This window comes from Streptomyces sp. NPDC127068 (genome assembly GCF_042724695.1).
Taxonomy (GTDB): domain Bacteria; phylum Actinomycetota; class Actinomycetes; order Streptomycetales; family Streptomycetaceae; genus Streptomyces.
In genome coordinates this window covers 57,283-74,102 of record NZ_JBHXEN010000005.1, presented here as the reverse complement: position 1 = coordinate 74,102, position 16,820 = coordinate 57,283, and the positions used below count along the sequence as shown (strand labels likewise).

The 16,820-nt window shown below is 70.5% G+C and carries 14 protein-coding genes; 3 read left to right on the top strand and 11 right to left on the bottom strand.

All coding sequences use genetic code 11. The features are described from left to right. Positions 1-526 precede the first annotated feature (526 nt). Both ACFWIA_RS04475 and ACFWIA_RS04470 read right to left on the bottom strand, forming a co-directional pair. A complete protein-coding gene (locus tag ACFWIA_RS04475) occupies positions 527-895 on the bottom strand; it encodes a hypothetical protein (protein WP_387000292.1) in 369 nt (122 codons plus the stop codon). 747 nt (positions 896-1,642) lie between these two features. Further along, positions 1,643-3,094 carry a hypothetical protein gene (locus ACFWIA_RS04470; RefSeq protein ID WP_387000290.1) on the bottom strand — a complete coding sequence of 484 codons (1,452 nt, stop codon included), beginning with the start codon at positions 3,092-3,094 and terminating at the stop codon, positions 1,643-1,645. 284 nt (positions 3,095-3,378) lie between these two features. Here ACFWIA_RS04470 and ACFWIA_RS04465 point away from each other — a divergent pair, with 284 nt between their 5' ends. After that, on the top strand, positions 3,379-4,236 hold the full coding sequence (locus ACFWIA_RS04465; protein WP_387000288.1) for a hypothetical protein: 858 nt from the start codon (positions 3,379-3,381) through the stop codon (positions 4,234-4,236). A gap of 557 nt (positions 4,237-4,793) precedes the next feature. Here ACFWIA_RS04465 and glnA read toward each other — a convergent pair. After that, positions 4,794-6,203 (bottom strand): type I glutamate--ammonia ligase, encoded by a 1,410-nt coding sequence (gene glnA, locus ACFWIA_RS04460; protein WP_387000286.1) that lies wholly within the window; start codon positions 6,201-6,203, stop codon positions 4,794-4,796. 284 nt (positions 6,204-6,487) lie between these two features. On the opposite strand from glnA, the gene ACFWIA_RS04455 reads away from it, so the two are divergent. Further along, positions 6,488-6,955: an RDD family protein gene (locus tag ACFWIA_RS04455; protein WP_387000284.1), complete on the top strand. Its 468-nt coding sequence runs from the start codon at positions 6,488-6,490 to the stop codon at positions 6,953-6,955. Between the two features lie 113 nt (positions 6,956-7,068). Here the strand turns inward: ACFWIA_RS04455 and ACFWIA_RS04450 are convergent, their stop codons facing one another. The 6 genes from ACFWIA_RS04450 to lipB form a co-directional block, all read right to left on the bottom strand. Then, positions 7,069-7,989 carry an RNA polymerase sigma-70 factor gene (locus ACFWIA_RS04450; protein ID WP_387000282.1) on the bottom strand — a complete coding sequence of 307 codons (921 nt, stop codon included), beginning with the start codon at positions 7,987-7,989 and terminating at the stop codon, positions 7,069-7,071. A gap of 30 nt (positions 7,990-8,019) precedes the next feature. Next, the gene (locus ACFWIA_RS04445; RefSeq protein ID WP_387000279.1) at positions 8,020-8,493 is read right to left on the bottom strand and encodes a carboxymuconolactone decarboxylase family protein; all 474 of its coding nucleotides are present in this window, start codon (positions 8,491-8,493) and stop codon (positions 8,020-8,022) included. A 171-nt stretch (positions 8,494-8,664) separates the two neighbouring features. Beyond that, the gene (locus tag ACFWIA_RS04440; protein WP_387000277.1) at positions 8,665-9,366 is read right to left on the bottom strand and encodes a DUF4191 domain-containing protein; all 702 of its coding nucleotides are present in this window, start codon (positions 9,364-9,366) and stop codon (positions 8,665-8,667) included. Positions 9,367-9,457: 91 nt separating this feature from the next. Beyond that, positions 9,458-9,655: a hypothetical protein gene (locus ACFWIA_RS04435; RefSeq protein ID WP_387000276.1), complete on the bottom strand. Its 198-nt coding sequence runs from the start codon at positions 9,653-9,655 to the stop codon at positions 9,458-9,460. A gap of 442 nt (positions 9,656-10,097) precedes the next feature. Continuing rightward, positions 10,098-11,063: a lipoyl synthase gene (gene lipA, locus ACFWIA_RS04430; protein WP_387000274.1), complete on the bottom strand. Its 966-nt coding sequence runs from the start codon at positions 11,061-11,063 to the stop codon at positions 10,098-10,100. Between the two features lie 178 nt (positions 11,064-11,241). Continuing rightward, positions 11,242-12,072 carry a lipoyl(octanoyl) transferase LipB gene (lipB, locus tag ACFWIA_RS04425; protein ID WP_387000272.1) on the bottom strand — a complete coding sequence of 277 codons (831 nt, stop codon included), beginning with the start codon at positions 12,070-12,072 and terminating at the stop codon, positions 11,242-11,244. Between the two features lie 225 nt (positions 12,073-12,297). Between lipB and ACFWIA_RS04420 the strand changes: the two genes are divergently transcribed. Continuing rightward, entirely contained in the window at positions 12,298-13,839 is a 1,542-nt protein-coding gene (locus ACFWIA_RS04420) for a regulator (RefSeq protein WP_387000270.1), read from the top strand. 453 nt (positions 13,840-14,292) lie between these two features. Here the strand turns inward: ACFWIA_RS04420 and ACFWIA_RS04415 are convergent, their stop codons facing one another. Continuing rightward, a complete protein-coding gene (locus ACFWIA_RS04415; RefSeq protein WP_387000267.1) occupies positions 14,293-15,633 on the bottom strand; it encodes an NAD(P)/FAD-dependent oxidoreductase in 1,341 nt (446 codons plus the stop codon). Positions 15,634-15,840: 207 nt separating this feature from the next. Beyond that, complete coding sequence (locus tag ACFWIA_RS04410) at positions 15,841-16,740, bottom strand: TIGR01777 family oxidoreductase (protein ID WP_387000265.1); 900 nt, start codon at positions 16,738-16,740, stop codon at positions 15,841-15,843. Positions 16,741-16,820 lie beyond the last annotated feature (80 nt).

Sequence of the window (16,820 nt, the reverse complement as noted above, 5' to 3'; positions counted from 1 at the left end):
GCCGGGGCGGGGGCGTCAACGCGATCTGGGCGCGTGCGCGCGGTTCGGTCGGGTCACCGGGCGGGTGCTCCCGGGTCCCTCCGCTGCCTAGAGGTCGAAGTACTGTGTGGAACGACGGCTTCTGAACTGCATCAACGCTCTCTTCCAGAGGTGCTCGGTGCACAACCGGTACACATGGCGAACAACAGCCACTGTTCCTGCCGGACTCCCCATCTTAGATACGCGGCTCGAGGGCATCGAGCGGATCACTCATCGATACTCCGTGCGGATGGCTCGCCAGGTGTTTCACACCAGCAGGGTGTGACAGGGGAACGAGTCGATTCGGGCGCCGGTGCGACACTTCGATCGCCATGCTCAGGCGAGGCGTCGCGGCATTCATGATCCGCCCCGTTGCGCAACTCGTTTCGTACTTGCCGCCAAGCACGGATGATCTGCGGAAGCTTCGACAGCACCTCGCCCATCTGCGTCAGCAGGAGCGTGAGGCAACCGAAGGTGGCAAGGATGACCAGGCTGAGGCTTTCCCAACTCACGAGGCGCCCTCCGACTCCTGCTGCACTGGGGCGCGTTGCGCGTTCAAGCGCAGGGTTGCGCTGCCCAACCGGACTTCGAAGTGGGTGCCGGTATCACGAGCAATGGCACCGGAGACGCCGATGGGGGAAGCAGTCAGCGACGCGGTCACGTCTTCGACGTAGGGAAAGCCATTCCACCGGAGTACCCATTGGTCCCCGGAGCCCTGTAGTTGCTTCTCGTACCGATCTTCGCCTCGGTCGCCCAGCCAGCCGGGACGCCTCAGCGGGTCGGAGAACCAGTTGCCCATCGCCCATCTGCCTTCAGCGTCCTGTGCGGCGATACGGCACGTGAGGCCCGCCAACAACCGTTCGGCGTCTTCGCTCATCTCGGGGACTTCTTCAAGTCGTGTTCGTTCAGAACTCGTGAGGGGCCTGTCGATGGCATAGAAGCCCCATCGAGGGGATGGGCGCAGCTTCCCGGCCCAGGTCCCGGAAGGGTTTCCAGTGATGACCAGTTGAGCGCCTGTAGGAAGATGGCGTGCCAGGTACGTGCGCCGCCCGCGGAACTCTTCGAGGCGGAGACCCGGCAGAGAGCTTCCGCCGTCACGGCTGGGCAGGAGATACGGAGCCACGTTGTGTGGCACGTCCGTGATGAGGACGAGTCGGTCGAACCGGGGCGAGGCGATGATGTCGTACGCGAGGAGGGTGTGGAGCCCCCAGGCGGCGACGCCACGATGAGGCTGCCAGTACCCCGATCGGTTGAACAGTCCAAGGGCCATCAACGCGCGGAGCGTACGCTGCTCTGGCGAGCAGGTGTCCAGACCGAGGGAGCCGTCACGGGGTACGGCGTCCAGCGCAGCGGCCCTGGGTTCACCCAGGTACTGCATTCGAACACGGGCAATTGCTTTGTTGGTGCTTCTGGGCATGCTGATACCTCGCGCCAACCCGGCTGGCACTTCAGGTCACATACCTAGTGAGCCCACGAACAATTGCTGTGCGGAGCTGGGCGAACCACGCCCAAGTGCAGCGTCCCAAGGTGCCGGGCCCATAGGAAGATGCCACCCACCGACTCCCCGCGAGCCGGATACATCGATGTTGTACCCCGGTGCGAGGGCCCTCCCTACCTGGGCCTGTCAGCGGATGGGCGGGCCGGGGGACGGGCTAGCCAAGCAGCGACTGGTGAGAATCCAGTCGAGGGTGTCCGCCCCCAGCCGGTCGGGTGCTTCGAGCAACGTGGCTTCCACCGCTGCGAGATCTGTCAAAGCCTCTGGTGCCCCCGACCTGTCCAGCACGGCGAGACGCTCCATCGCGGAGGCGACGGCGCCGGGCCAGCCCGGCATACCGAAGTGCGCAGGAGCCTTGAACGCGGCCGAAGTGGCTCTATGCAGGAGCCCTGCGCGCCAGCCCTGTTCACGCATCACCTCCGCGGTGAACCAGACCCTGTCGTCGACGTGCTGGACAAACTCCGCCACTGATTCGGACACCGTCCGAAGGGCGAAGCCCGAGCCGCCGGCCCATGGAAGGTCCACGTTCGAGGCGACGGCCACGAACGCGAGCAGCACCTCGGGACCGTCGTCCCGCGCGGCGACCAATGCCGCGCGGGCCCTGCGGTACAGATCGACGCTCTGCGCGAAGATCTCCCCGTCGCTCGGTCCGCCGTCGGCGGCGTGGATGACGTCCAGCGGCCCCTCGCGCCAGGCGTCGGCCACCAGGCCGACCGCCGCGGCGCTCACCAGGACATCTGGGTCGTCCGCGTCGATACCGAAGTGCGTCAGGACAACGGGGGCCTGCTCCTCGATGTCCGGAAGCGGCGAGCGATCCTCCTCGACCTTGGCCTCGGACCTCCCCAGGAAGGCTGCGAGCCGAGGCGAAAGGGGTTGGGGCTCCGGCGGCTCCACGGTGATTCCGTGCTCCGCCAGATCGTCGAAGATGGCATCAGGCCCGCAGTCGATGTGTGACGAGTCGTGGCGCCCCGAGCAGCCTTCCGGGCATTCGAACTCCTCACACATCTCGGGTTCCTCGGGCTGTGCCTCGTTGATCAGGTGGTAGACGAGCCGCGCCGCCACCGCCTCCCTCGCCGTGATCATGGCCAGATCGAGTCGGAATGCCTCGTCCTTCAGTTCCGATTCCTCACGATCCACAGAAGCGGGTGGCTCCGGTGCGTCGGGGATCCAGAGGTACGCGGATTCCAGTGAGACCAGTAGCCAGGCGACGTGCAGTGCCTCGGTTTCTCCACCTCGGGTCAGTTCGGCCACGGCTTCAGCGGCCTGCCGCACACTGTCGAGCCGGGCGAGGTGACGCTCACGTACGGGGATCCAGGCCGCGGACTCCGCTCGGGCCCGCTCGGCGTCGTGGACCAGCGAGGCGTCGCGGGCCCGTCGCGCCCGGGTGACCAGCCGGCTCAGGCAGGGACGGCATCCGAACAGCCCCGACGTCGGTGTCGGCCCGAGGGGTATGGCAGCGAGGTCCTCACCGAACGGTTTGTCACACAGGCGGCAGTCCAAGCCGCCCACATGCCGAGACGTGGGCACTTCGGGTAGCACGGCGGCGCGGATCGTGTCATGAGCGTAGGCAGGGATGTGCATGGGCAGCAACTCCTTGGATGGGGGCGCTCCGTTGGCGCCGTCTCCATGCTCACCTCGCCAGTTGGCCGTGAGTCACGGTTTGGCGGCGGACCGGCGAACTTGACGAATACTGACTCGGCTCTGGCCTGCGGCTTCTACGGTGTTGGCGGAACTTGACACCCTGAGCAGGAGGAACCCCTTTGACTGCTTCCAGCACCCCTTCCCAACCGACTGGTGCACACCGCGAGTTGGTCGAAGCGCTGCAAGAACTGCACCGTGCGACGGGCCGGTTGAGCTTCCGGAAGGTGAGCACGCTCATCGGTTGCCGCGACGACCAACTGTCGGCGGCCAGCCATGAGACCGTGCGCTCCGCTGTCAACGGGATACGGGTGCCGCGCTGGGAAACCGTTCATGACATCGTCCTGGTCCTGGCCGGGCAGTGCAGCCCGCCCCGGGACGAGGGGTCCGAGACGGCCAGGTTCCTGCCACTGTGGCGCGCGATCGGTGAAGGGGAGTCCGGCGCGCTGAAGTCGTTCCAGGAACTCGTCAACGGCGGCTGGGGAGGCGAGGACGGCAAGTGGACTCCGGAAATGGTCATGGGGATGTTGATCAACCCCTTCAGTGCCATCGAGATCCACCCCTCGCTCGCCGCCCCGCACGAGCCGCTGATACCTGAGGACCAATGGGTCCACGGGATGGCGCGGCTCATTGAGGAACAGGGAGCCGAACACACGCTGCGGGTCCTGCTGCACCTGCTGAAGGGCGACTACGTCGGTGCGGACGAGGGCGCCCCGTACGGATACCGCAATCCCGACCGGGAGGCCATGGAGGCGGACGCGGCGTTTCGGTACGGCTGCCAGGAGGTTCTCCGGCGGCTGAGCCGCGAGCCGAATCTCCTTGCGGCGTCGATCCGCGCCATGCACGCCGACGACACGATGGACCGGGACGACCGGGTGGAGATGCTGGAGAACGAGTCGGACCTGAGCCTGATGCGCGAGGTGATGATCGTGGCTCCGGAAACCTGGGAAGAGGTGTCGGAGGAGGCGCATCACATGGTCTTCGGCTACCTGATCAAAAGGATCGGCCCTGTGGGCCCGCTCGGGCTTCCCGACGCCGAGCGATTCCGCATCATCTGGCGTATCCCCGAGCCGCCCACGGCTTAGCTTCCCTCGCTACGCGTAAGGAGCCCTCACGGCGAAGGCCGCCACCCCGGAGCGGGGTGGCGGCCTTCGCTCGGAATCCGCGGCTTGGCCGTGCCCTAGGTGGTGAGGCGGATGAGCCGCTTGTGGTGCTCAGAGTGCGGCCACCTACTGCTGACGCCGAGTCGCCGCTGTGGATATCGACACCCGGAAGCTGCTCGCCGAGGTCGTAAACCAACTGGGCGGCACTTGCCGGACCCACCCTCATCCGAGGAGATCCACTTCCGACGAGCGCCATAGACATCTGAAGGGCCAAGTCAGCGGCCTGCGTATCCAGACGTCGAAGGTCACCGACCTGGCCGGTTGTACGCAACCAAGAAAACGGGGCCGATACCCCCACGACGGGGGTATCGGCCCTCGCAACGTCCTGCCATCACGTTAGCGAGTTGGCCGGGCGGTGCGCATTCGGCGCACAAGAGAGCGGAAAGAGACCGGAGACAGTGAGAACTACTGAGGAGTGTTCTCGCAGTTCACAGCTTGTTCGCCAAGCATCCGTCCAGGTCGCCGTCCGGCCCCGCTGCCTAGAGGTCGAAGTACAGCTCGAACTCGTGCGGGTGCGGGCGGAGCTGGATCGGCGCGATCTCGTGCGTGCGCTTGTAGTCGATCCAGGTCTCGATCAGGTCGGAGGTGAAGACCCCGCCGGCCTGGAGGTACTCGTTGTCGTTCTCCAGGGCTTCGAGGACGGCCGGGAGGGACGTCGGGACCTGGGCCACGCCCGCGTGCTCCTCGGGGGCGAGCTCGTACAGGTCCTTGTCGATCGGCTCGGCCGGCTCGATCTTGTTCTTGACGCCGTCGAGACCCGCGAGCAGCAGCGCCGAGAAGGCGAGGTACGGGTTCGAGGACGGGTCCGGCGCACGGAACTCGACGCGCTTGGCCTTCGGGTTCGAGCCGGTGATCGGGATGCGCATCGCGGCGGAGCGGTTGCGCTGCGAGTACACCAGGTTGATCGGCGCCTCGAAGCCGGGCACCAGACGGTGGTACGAGTTCACCGTCGGGTTGGTGAACGCCAGCAGCGACGGGGCGTGCTTGAGGATGCCGCCGATGTAGTAGCGGGCCATGTCGGACAGGCCCGCGTAGCCCTGCTCGTCGTAGAAGAGGGGCTCGCCGCCGGCCCACAGGGACTGGTGGACGTGCATGCCCGAACCGTTGTCACCGAAGATCGGCTTCGGCATGAAGGTCGCGGTCTTGCCGTTGCGCCAGGCGACGTTCTTCACGATGTACTTGAAGAGCATCAGGTCGTCGGCCGCGGCGAGCAGCGTGTTGAACTTGTAGTTGATCTCGGCCTGGCCGGCGGTGCCCACCTCGTGGTGCTGGCGCTCGACCTGGAGGCCCTGGCGGTCCAGCTCCAGGGAGATCTCGGCGCGCAGGTCGGCGAAGTGGTCGACCGGCGGGGCCGGGAAGTAACCGCCCTTGTAGCGGACCTTGTAGCCGCGGTTGTTCTCGACCGCACCGGTGTTCCAGGCGCCGGCCTCGGAGTCGATGTGGTAGAAGCCCTCGTTCGCGGAGGTGCTGAAGCGCACCGAGTCGAAGACGTAGAACTCGGCCTCGGGACCGAAGAACGCGGTGTCCGCGATCCCGGTCGAGGCGAGGTACGCCTCCGCCTTCTTCGCGATGTTGCGCGGGTCACGGCTGTACTGCTCGCCCGTGATCGGGTCGTGGATGAAGAAGTTGATGTTGACCGTCTTGTCACGGCGGAACGGGTCGACCCGCGCCGTCGACAGGTCGGCACGCAGTGCCATGTCGGACTCGTGGATCGCCTGGAAGCCACGGATCGACGAACCGTCGAACGCCAGCTCCTCGTCCGGGTCGAACGCCGCGGCCGGAATCGTGAAGTGCTGCATCACTCCCGGCAGGTCGCAGAAGCGTACGTCGATGAACTTGACGTCCTTGTCGGCAATGTACTTCTTGGCCTCGTCGGCGTTGCGGAACATCCAACTCCTCCTACTCCCGACCCGGGAGGGGCGGGGTTGCAACTCGTTCGTGCGCCAGTGCGGTGGCGCACGCTCGCCCCGACCTTAGGGACGGAGGATTTCCCGAGCGTGACCCATTTGTTTCGCCGAAGTTAACCGGGGCCGGTGCGGCACCGCGTCCCGAGGGCCCCGTCCGGTCCGGCCGGCCCCGTCCGTCCCGGGCCGCGCGACCCCCGCGTCAACCCGACGCCGCCGGGTCGCACCCCCGGCGCGGAACCGGTCGTCCATCCGGTTACCGTGGACGGGTGGACAAGAGGCAAGCAATCGGATCGTGGCTCTCCGGCCCCCGCGAGGCCGCGGAGAACCAGGGCGCCGACTTCGGCTACCGGGGCCGACAACTGGGCCTGCCCGAGACGGGGCCCGGCTCGATCGCCCGCCCGGGTCGCCGGCTGGGTGCCCTCCTCGTCGACTGGGGGCTGTGCGTGCTGATCGCATACGGCCTGCTCACCGACGGCTATAACCAGGCCACCGGCAACTGGGCCCTGCTCCTCTTCTTCGTGATGAGCGTGCTCACCGTGGGAACGGTCGGTTCCACCCCCGGCAAGCGGATCTTCGGGCTGCGGGTGATCTCCGCGGACGGCGGACACCTCCGTCCGTTGCGGGCGCTGACGCGCGGCGCGCTGCTGTGCCTGGGCGTTCCGGCCCTCGTCTGGGACCGTGACGGCCGCGGCCTCCACGACCAGCTGGCCCGGACCATCGAGGTCCGCATCTGAAGCTCCTGCGCGTGCCGGTGCGCGGCGTACGCCTCGTGCGGCGAGCCATGGGCAAAGGGCCGGTACCGTCCCGGGAAGTGCGGACGGTACCGACCCCGTGAGCCCCGCCGACGTCACTCCGGTTTCCGGCGGGCCTGCCGTACCTCACGGGCGAACGCCCAGGCGTCCGCCACCGGGCCCACGTGCCCCAGCTTGTCGGGGTTGAGCACCGAGCGGACCGCCTGGACCTGCCCGTCGAGCACGTCGAGCGCCAGTGTCTGGAGCACCCGCCCGTCCCGGTCGCGGATGATCCCGCCCGGCAGGCCGTTGACCTCGTGCGGTTCCAGCGTGACGTCGAGCCGGACCATCTGGCGGAAGAAGGACGTGAGCAGTCGCGCCACCTTGTCGGCGCCGTGGGCGCCTCGCCCCTGTGGCGCCTTGCCGCCACCGTCCCCGATCAGGTGCACGTCGGCGGCGAGCAGGTCCCGCAGTTCGTCCACGTCACCGTTGCGCAGGGCGTCGAAGAACCGCGCGGCCAGCTCCCGCCGCTCCTGCCGGTCCGCGGCGAAGCGGGGCCGTCCGGCCTGCATGTGCCGCCGGGCCCGCACCAGCAGCTGTCGGCAGGCCGCCTCCGACCGCCCGACCGCAGCGGCGACCTCGTCGAAGCCGAAGCCGAACACCTCCCGCAGCACGAACACCGCCCGTTCCAACGGGCTGAGCCGCTCCAGCAGCAGGAGCGCCGCCATGGACACCGAGTCGGCCAGCTCCGTCGACCGGGCCGGGTCCTGGTACGGATCGCTCAGCAGCGGCTCCGGGAACCACGGACCCACGTACGCCTCGCGCCGCACCCGGGCGGAACGCAGCACGTCGACGGAGAGCCGCGTCACCGTGGCCGACAGGAACGCCTTGGTGGAGGCGGGTCGGGTGGGCGAGCCGTCGAAGCGGAGCCAGGTCTCCTGCACCGCGTCCTCGGCCTCGCTGACACTGCCCAGGATGCGATAGGCGATCGAGAACAGCAGCGGACGCAGTTCCTCGAACTCCTCGACCTTGTTCACGACGCTGTCCCTTCCCCGTGACGGCACCCCTTAGTGGAACTGCCCGACCTTGTAGTCGCCGGCCGGCTGCTGCCCGATGGCGTTCAGCCGGTTCGCCAGGTTCATGAACGAGATCAGGAACACCAGGGCGGTCAGCTGATCCTCGTCGTAGTGCGCGGCGGCCCTCGCCCACGCCTCGTCGCTGACCGCACCGGCCGAATCCGCGATCCGGGTGCCCTCCTCCGCCACCTCCAGCGCGGCCCGCTCCGCCTCGGTGAAGACGGTGGCCTCCCGCCACGCCGCCACCAGGTGCAGTCGCACCTGGGTCTCGCCGGCGGCGGCGGCCTCCTTGGTGTGCATGTCGATGCAGACGGCACAGCCGTTGATCTGGCTCACGCGCAGCGACACCAGTTCCTGCGTCGCGGCGGGAAGGGTCGACTTCTTGATGACCTTGCCGGCCGTCATGACGTGCTTGAAGACCTCGCTGGCGATCGGGCTCGCGAAGTAGTTCAGTCGTGCGTTCACGGGATGCTCCTCGGTCGTCGTTCGTGCTGACACACCCGAGACGAGACGGCGCACCCTCCTGTGACACGGACCCGTGTGACCTGCGTCTCTCCATGCCGTGCGCCAGGAGAAACGCGAAGGGCGCCGGAACCAGGTGGGTTCCGGCGCCCTTCAGAGGCATGGAGGGTCGGGCTAACGCATCTTGGGTCCGCCCTTGGGCATCCGCATGCCCTTCGGCATCGGCCCCTTCGGCAGGGGCATGTTGCTCATCAGGTCACCCAGCGCGCGCAGCCGGTCGTTGGTCGCGGTGACCTGGGGGCCGGTGAGCACCCGCGGGTACTTCAGCATCGTCGTGCGGACCTTCTTCAGCGGGACCTGCTCCTCGCCGGTGCCCACGATCAGGTCGTGCACGGGAACGTCCGCGACGATGCGGGCCATCTTCTTCTTCTCCGCGGCCAGCAGGGACTTGACCCGGTTCGGGTTGCCCTCGGCCACCAGCACGATGCCCGCCTTGCCGACGGCGCGGTGCACGACGTCCTGGCTGCGGTTCATCGCGACGGCGGGCGTGGTGGTCCAGCCGCGGCCGATGTTGTCGAGGACGGCCGCGGCGGCGCCGGGCTGGCCCTCCATCTGGCCGAAAGCGGCCCGTTCGGCACGGCGCCCGAAGACGATCGCCGTCGCGAGGAACGCGAGCAGCAGTCCGAGGATGCCCAGGTAGACGGGATGCCCGATCCAGAAACCGAACGCGAGGAAGACACCGAGGGTGCCGATTCCGACCGCCGCGAGCACGAGACCGATCTTGGAGTCGGCCCTGCGGGTCATTTTGTACGTGAGGGCGATCTGCTTGAGACGCCCGGTGTTCGCAGCGTTCGCTGCGGGTTCCTTCCTCGCCATGCTGTGAGTCTACGTGCCCCGCGGGCCGGCTACGACGTCCGGGCGCCCCGTGATTCCGGTTGCGTGCGCGGGGGCGGCGCTCCCGCGCGGTTCAGGAGGTGCGGGCGGGGCCCGGGGACCGCTCCATCGCGCGCTGCGCCTCGGTCCGGTCCTCGGCCCGACGACGGTCCTCCAGGACGGACGTCCACGCGTTGCGGCGGGCGGTGCGCTGGCCGCGGCCGATGAGCAGCGTCTCGACGGCGCGCAGGGCGCCGGTGATCGACGGGATCGTGGCGGGCGCGGTCTGCATGGTGGTACCCCTCGGAGCGCGGCGGGTGGTGTGGGCCCGGCAGTCGGGCGGCGGTGGGGCGCCTCACGGCTGTGCGGCGCCGGTCCACCTGCCGGAGCCGTACGGACGGTACGGCTCGTACGTCGTCGTACGCGGAGGGGACCGGTGTCACGGAAACCAGGGTCTACAAGTGGTGTTACCAGTGCGTGACCTGCTGGTCAAACGCACGTGAAGCCCGGGGGAGGGGACCGGTTCGCCGGTCGCACCCCGGGGCGGGCCGTTAGCTGCGAAGACCCGTCCCGCCGGCGCTACCAGCCGGTAGGGAGCTGTGCGGAGACTCACACGCCGGCAGCAGCGGTGCGCCCCCCGCGGGCCCGGGAGCAGGCCGTCCCGGAGCGGGTCCCGAGCCGGGTGCTGCCCCGGGGGGAGCGGGCGCCGGCGCGGAACCCGCTCCGGGAGCGCGTCAGACCGCCTGGACGGCGATGTACGCGCCCCGCTTCTCCACCGCCATCTGGTAGAGCCGTCCGGCCCGGTACGAGGAGCGGACCAGCGGACCGGACATCACACCGGAGTAGCCGATCTGCTCGGCCTCCTCCTTCAGCTCCACGAACTCCTGCGGCTTCACCCAGCGCTCGACGGGGTGGTGACGCACGGTCGGCCGCAGGTACTGCGTGATGGTGATCAGCTCGCAGCCGGCCTCGTGCAGCTCGCGCAGCGCCTCGCTGATCTCCTCACGGGTCTCGCCCATGCCGAGGATGAGGTTGGACTTGGTGACGAGCCCGGCGGCGCGCGCCTCCGTGATGACCTTCAGGGACCGCTCGTAGCGGAAGCCCGGGCGGATGCGCTTGAAGATCCGGGGCACCGTCTCGACGTTGTGGGCCAGGACCTCGGGCCGGGACGAGAAGACCTCGGCGAGCGCGTCCGGCTCGGCGTTGAAGTCGGGGATCAGCAGCTCGACCTTGGTGCGGCCGTCGGCGCGCTCCGCGGTCATGCCGTGGATCTGCCGGACGGTCTCGGCGTACAGCCAGGCCCCGCCGTCGTCGAGGTCGTCCCGGGCGACGCCGGTGATCGTGGCGTAGTTCAGGTCCATCGTGACGACGGACTCGGCGACGCGGCGCGGCTCGTCACGGTCGAGCGCCTGCGGCTTGCCGGTGTCGATGTTGCAGAAGTCGCAACGCCGGGTGCACTGGTCACCGCCGATGAGGAAGGTCGCCTCGCGGTCCTCCCAGCACTCGTAGATGTTGGGACAACCCGCTTCCTGGCACACCGTGTGCAGGCCCTCGCTTTTGACGAGGTTCTGCATCTTCGTGTACTCGGGACCCATCTTCGCCCGGGTCTTGATCCACTCGGGCTTGCGCTCGATGGGGGTCTGGCTGTTGCGGACCTCCAGGCGCAGCATCTTGCGTCCGTCGGGTGCGACTGCGGACACATCGGCTCCCTGTGCATTCGATTCTTGGGCGTCCACCAGGGTACGCCCGAAAGGTGTAAGGCCCCCGCGCTGGTGCCAACCTCGGACCGTAGGGGAGCATTCCCCGTTCGGGTGAGTGTGTGTAATTGGCACCCAGTGCCGCGCGGTCCTGGTGTAAGGGCCCGTGTCGGGGTCGGTGTCAGACGGAGGTCGGGGTGGCGACGGGCCGGTCGGCGTCCTCGGTCGCGGGCACCTCACGGGGCAGCGGGGTCGCGTTCTCCCACACCTCGGTCAGGTGTCGTTCCACCAGCGGCAGGACGTCGGGGACGGTCAGCTCGCGACCCAGCTCCCCCGCCAGCGAGGCGACCCCCGCGTCCCGGATGCCGCAGGGCACGATCCGGTCGAACCAGGTGTTGTCGGGGTTCACGTTGAGCGAGAAGCCGTGCATGGTGACGCCCTTGGCCACCCGGATGCCGATCGCGGCGATCTTGCGGTCCTCGCGACGCTGACCCGCGTTCGACGGGGCGTACTCGGGGCCGTTCAACCGCGCGTCGAACTCGTCGTCGGTGATCCGCGGGTCGAAGTCCAGGGAGAGCCCGCCGAGCGAAGGCCGCTGGTCGACCGGGTCGCCGAGCACCCACACGCCGCTACGGCCCTCGATCCGCGTGGTCTCCAGACCGAGCTCCGCGCAGACCCGGATCAGGGCCTCCTCCAGCCTGCGGACGTGCGCCACCACGTCCACCGGGCGCGGCAGTTTCATGATCGGATAGCCGACCAGCTGGCCCGGGCCGTGCCAGGTGATCTTCCCGCCCCGGTCCACGTCGATCACCGGCGTCCCGTCGAGCGGCCGTTCCCGGTCCTCGGTACGCCGTCCGGCGGTGTAGACCGGCGGGTGTTCCAGGAGCAGGCAGGTGTCGGGGACCTCGTCGGCGAACCGGGCCGCGTGCACCCGCCGCTGCTCGTCCCAGGCCACCTGGTACTCCACCGCGTCCGCGCCGAATCCCAGCCGGACGAACCGCAGCTCACTCACGGCACGTGCCTCCCTAGAGCCTTCCGGAGCAGATGTCCACCTCTCCACCCCCGCCACTCTACGACCCGCCGCGCAGCGTCAGCCGTCGGGCCGATCCTCACACGATCGGATGAATGCGGGGCGAAGGCGGCGTTGCGGGTGACTTCTACCGCTACATTCGCGCCGTTCACAAGGCCATAAGGGCCGCTCAAGGTGTGGCCCGAAAGGCAGGAGACCGCACATCTGATGACGGAACGACCTCCGCAGCGCACCCCCAACCGCCAGCTAGCCGCCCTCATCGCGGAGGCAGGATTCTCCAATGCGGGGCTTGCCCGCAGGGTCGACCAGCTCGGTCTGGAGCACGGGCTCGACCTGCGGTACGACAAGACGTCCGTGACGCGCTGGCTGCGCGGACAGCAGCCGCGCGGCACCACCCCCGCCCTCATCGCCGAGGTGTTCACCCGGCGCCTCGGGCGCAGACTCACCGCCCAGGACCTGGGCCTCGACGCGTGCGCGCCGGTGTACGCCGGGCTGGAGTTCGCCGCCGGCCCGGAGGAGGCGGTGGACATCGTCAGCGGGCTGTGGCGCAAGGACTCCGGCAGCCACGCCGAACTGCGCAAGATCGCCTTCACCCCCGCCGGGCTCGTCGTCCCCAGCCGCGACTGGCTGATCGGCCGCGCCGACGACAAGGTCAGCCGCGGCGACGACCGCTCCCGGGTGGACGAGCGGGCGACCGTCGCGGCGGGTCGGCCCGCCCACCCCGGCGACCGCCCGGGCCGCAGCGAGCCCCCGCCCGCTCCCGCACCCGGCGCCGGCGCGCGCATCCCCGCACAGGGCCGCGGCGCGGTGCCCCAGCAGAGACAGCGCGGTACGGAACGAGGCCCCGGCCACCGGGTCACCGGCGGTGACATCGCGGCCCTGCGTTCCGTCGCCGAACTGTTCCGCACCCTCGACAACGCGTACGGGGGCGGGCACGCCCGGCAGGCCCTGGTGCGCTACCTGGAGCACGAGGCCGAGCCGATGTTGCGCGGCGTCTACGGCGAGCAGACCGGGCGGCGACTGTTCGGCGCGGCGGCCGAGCTGACCCGGCTCGCCGGCTGGACCTCGTACGACATCGGGGCGCACGGGCTCGCCCAGCGGTACTTCGTGCAGGCGCTGCGGCTCTCCCAGGCGGCCGGCGACCGGGCGTACGGTTCGTACATCCTGGTCACCATGAGCCGCCAGGCCGTCTACCTCGGTCACGGTCGGGAGGCGGTGCAGTTGGCCCGGGTCGCCCAACAGGGCATCGGCTCCTCCGCCCCGCACGTCGTCCAGGCGCTGCTGCACGCCGCGGAGGCGCGGGGGCACGGGGTGCTCGGTGAGGTGCGGGCCTGTACGGCGTCCCTGGTCCGGGCCGAACGGGCGTTGGACGCGGCCCGGCCCGGGGACGAGCCCCCGCACTGGGCCCGGTTCTTCGACGAGGCCCAACTCGCCGACGAGTTCGGCCACTGTTACCGGGACCTCCAGCAGTACCGGGCCGCCGCGCAGCACGCGGAACGGTCGTTGCAGTTGCGGGCGCACGGGTACGCGCGCAGTCGGCTGTTCTGCCGGGTCGTGCTGGCCTGTGCGCGGCTCGGGCTCGGGGAGCTGGACCAGGCCTGCGCGTTGGGTGCGGAGGCCGCGCAGCAGGCTGCGGACATGCGGTCCGTGCGGGCGTTGGAGTACGTCCGGGACTTCGAGCGGCGGTTGGAGCCGTATCGGGAGACGGTCCAGGCCCGGGCGTATCGCGACAAGGTCGCGTTGATCTGACAGTCCGATGTCCCGTGCGGGTGCGCTGCGGTTCTGCGCAGTTCCCCGCGCCCCTTGATCGGGTGCGTCCACTTCCGGGTGCGCGGTCCGGCGCGGGTGCGCTGTCGCGTTGCGCAGTTCCCCGCGCCCCTGATCGGTGCGTCCACCTGCGGTGCGCGGTCCTGTGCGGGTGCGTGGTTGTTTTGCGCAGTTCCCCGCGCCCCTATCGGGCGCTCCGGGTGGGCGTGCGCCCCCAGCGAGACGCTAACGCCCCGAGAGGGGCGTGGGGAACGGCGCGGATGACGACCGCGTACCCCCGCGGGGCAGCGCAGGCCGGCCGGGTCGCACCGGAAAGGGGCCGCGTGCCCGCGCAGAGCAGCGCACCCGCAGCCGGGCGCACCGGAGGGGGCGCGGGGAACGGCGCGGGCCACCACTACGCACCCGCACAGGACCGCCCCGCCGCCCCGCACGGGGCTACGCCGCGAACCGCTCCGAGGATCGGCTGAGCTCCGGCGCGAGATCCGTGAGAACGGCCGTCGCAGCCCGCCAACCGGACTGAATGGCCCCGGCAAACGTACTGGTCTCGCGGTGGTCACCGCACACGTACAGCCCGGCGAGCACCCGAACCGGCCGCCGCAGATCGTGCGGCGCCGGCATCGCGGGCACCGCGTCCCGCACGTACCGCACGGAGAGCAGCTCCCAGCGGGCCGTCCCCGTGCCGTACAACTGCGCCAGGTGCGCGCGGACCGCCCGGTCGGGGTCGGGCGGCGGCGGGCCCAGCACCGTCGACGCGACGAGGGACCGCCCGGCCGGCGCCCGGGTCGGATCGACCTGGCTGACGACCGCCGTGTGGGCCACCGGCCCGCGCCGTTCCGTGTCGAGCACGAGCGCGGGCTCCTCCAACGGCGGCTCGTCGACCGCGTGGTGCACGACGGTGACCCCGTGGAAGTCCGGCACCCGAAGCCCCGGCAGCAGTCGCGCGGCCGACCGGGCGTCCGTGGCGAGGAGCACCGCCCGGCAGCGGAGTTCGCCGTGCTCCTCGGTGACCACCCGGTTGGTCGACACGGACCGGACCCGCACCCCGGTACGGAGCGTCCCCGGCGGCAGCCCGGCCGCGAGGAGGTCCGGGAGGGTGGCGGTACCGCCCTCGGGCAGGCACAGCCGGCCCCGGGCGAAGGCGTGCAGCGCCAGGTCCGCGCACCGGCTGGACGTCGTGAGCTCCGGGTCGCAGAGCAGCGTCGACAGCAGCGGGCGCAGGAAGCCCTCGACCGTGCGGGCGGGCACGCCCCGGGCCAGCAGCGCGTCGGCCGCGGGCAGTTCGGGGCGGGCCAACAGCCGTTCCCGGGGGGTGTCGGCGAGCCGGGCCAGCGCGGCGGCGAGGCGCGCCTGGTCCAGTGGGCTCCCGACCGCGCCCGCCGTCCGGGGCACCCACCCCGTACGCGGCATCCGAGGGGCGCTTGCCAGGGCGCGCGCAGCTCGTAACGCGCCCCGCGCGCGCCGGATGCTGCGGGCCTCCCCGACCCGGTGGAAGCGACCCTCGCCCCGTACCAACACCCCGGGTGAGAACGGGCGCAGGACCAGCCCCTCCAGTCCCGGAGCGCGCCGCAGTTCGGGGTGGGCGGTGGACAGGGGCTGCCCCATCCGGTCGAGGAGGAAGCCGTCGACCCTCTCGGTCGACATCCGGCCGCCCGGCCGGTCGGCGGCCTCCAGGACCACGGTGGGAATCCCCGCCCTGGTGAGTCGTCGGGCCGCCGAGAGTCCGGCGACTCCGGCACCGACGACGACGATGTCCGTGTGACGTGCGGGCTCAGACACGTGCTCCTCCCCGAGGTTGCGCGGCCGCGGGGGGTGACACCCTCGACGCGGCTCCGTGAGTACCCGAGTTCCGGTCGAGCGTAGGAGCGTGGGCCGCCCTTGGCAGGGCGCGCGCCACCGTGGCACGGACGCACACCGGTCGCACGGCCGTACCGCAACGGGGCGGGACCCACCCGCCGTGCGCGGGCCCCGCCCCGTACGCCCCCGTCAGCGCAGGGCGGCCCGCAGGCTCTCGTCGATCCCGGGGTACGCGAAGGCGAACCCCGATTCCAGCAGCTTCCCCGGAACCGCCCGGGTGCTCGTCAGCACGTCCGAGGCCATCTCGCCGAGCAGCAGTCGCACCGCGGGCGCCGGGGCCACGAACACCGCGGGGCGGTGCAGCACCCGTCCCATCGCGGCGGTGACCTCACGGTTCGTCAGCGGTCGGGGAGCCGTCAGGTTCACCGGCCCGGACAGCCCCTCGGTGTCCAGCAGATGGCGCAGCGCGGCCACCTCGTCGTGCAGCGAGATGAAGCTCCAGTAGTGCCGACCGTGGCCGAGCCGGCCCCCGAGCCCCGCCTTGAACAGGGGGAACAGCTTCTGCCAGGCACCGCCGTGGCGGGCCACGACCAGTCCCGTCCGGGCGTACGCCGTCCGCACCCCGGCCTCCTCGGCGGGCGCCGCTGCCTCCTCCCACTCCACCGCCAGCGACGACAGGAACCCGCTCCCGGGGGGCGCGCCCTCGTCCACCGTCCGGCCGCCGGTGTCCCCGTAGAAGCCGACCGCGCTGCCGTTCACGAACACCCGCGGCGGCACGTCGAGCGAGGCGATGGCCTCGGCCAGGGTCGCCGTGCCCAGCACCCGGCTGTCCCGGATCTCCTTCTTGTACGCGGGGGTCCAGCGATGGGCCGCCACTCCCGCCCCCGCCAGGTTGACCACGGCGTCGCAGTCCGCCAGGCCGGGCGCCTCGATCCGTTGGCGCACCGGGTCCCAACGGACCTCGTCCGGCCCCCGCGGCGGGCGGCGCACCAGCCGCACCACCCGATGGCCGTCGGCGGTCAGCGAAGCTACGAGCGCGGAACCGACGAGCCCGGAGGCCCCGGCCACCGCGATGCGGGAAGGCTGCATGGTTCCATCCTGCCGAAGAACGGGGCGCGCCCCCGGTCCGGGGCGCGCTGCGGGGCGCGGAAATTCCCTGCCCGCCCCCG

Excerpts from the sequence above, each read along its gene's own strand:
- ACFWIA_RS04470 (WP_387000290.1), bottom strand. The coding sequence starts at position 3,094 with ATGCACATCCCTGCCTACGCTCATGACACGATCCGCGCCGCCGTGCTA.
- glnA (WP_387000286.1), bottom strand. The coding sequence starts at position 6,203 with ATGTTCCGCAACGCCGACGAGGCCAAGAAGTACATTGCCGACAAGGAC.
- ACFWIA_RS04420 (WP_387000270.1), top strand. The coding sequence starts at position 12,298 with ATGACGGAACGACCTCCGCAGCGCACCCCCAACCGCCAGCTAGCCGCC.
- ACFWIA_RS04475 (WP_387000292.1), bottom strand. The coding sequence starts at position 895 with ATGAGCGAAGACGCCGAACGGTTGTTGGCGGGCCTCACGTGCCGTATC.
- ACFWIA_RS04410 (WP_387000265.1), bottom strand. The coding sequence starts at position 16,740 with ATGCAGCCTTCCCGCATCGCGGTGGCCGGGGCCTCCGGGCTCGTCGGT.
- ACFWIA_RS04440 (WP_387000277.1), bottom strand. The coding sequence starts at position 9,366 with ATGGCGAGGAAGGAACCCGCAGCGAACGCTGCGAACACCGGGCGTCTC.
- ACFWIA_RS04435 (WP_387000276.1), bottom strand. The coding sequence starts at position 9,655 with ATGCAGACCGCGCCCGCCACGATCCCGTCGATCACCGGCGCCCTGCGC.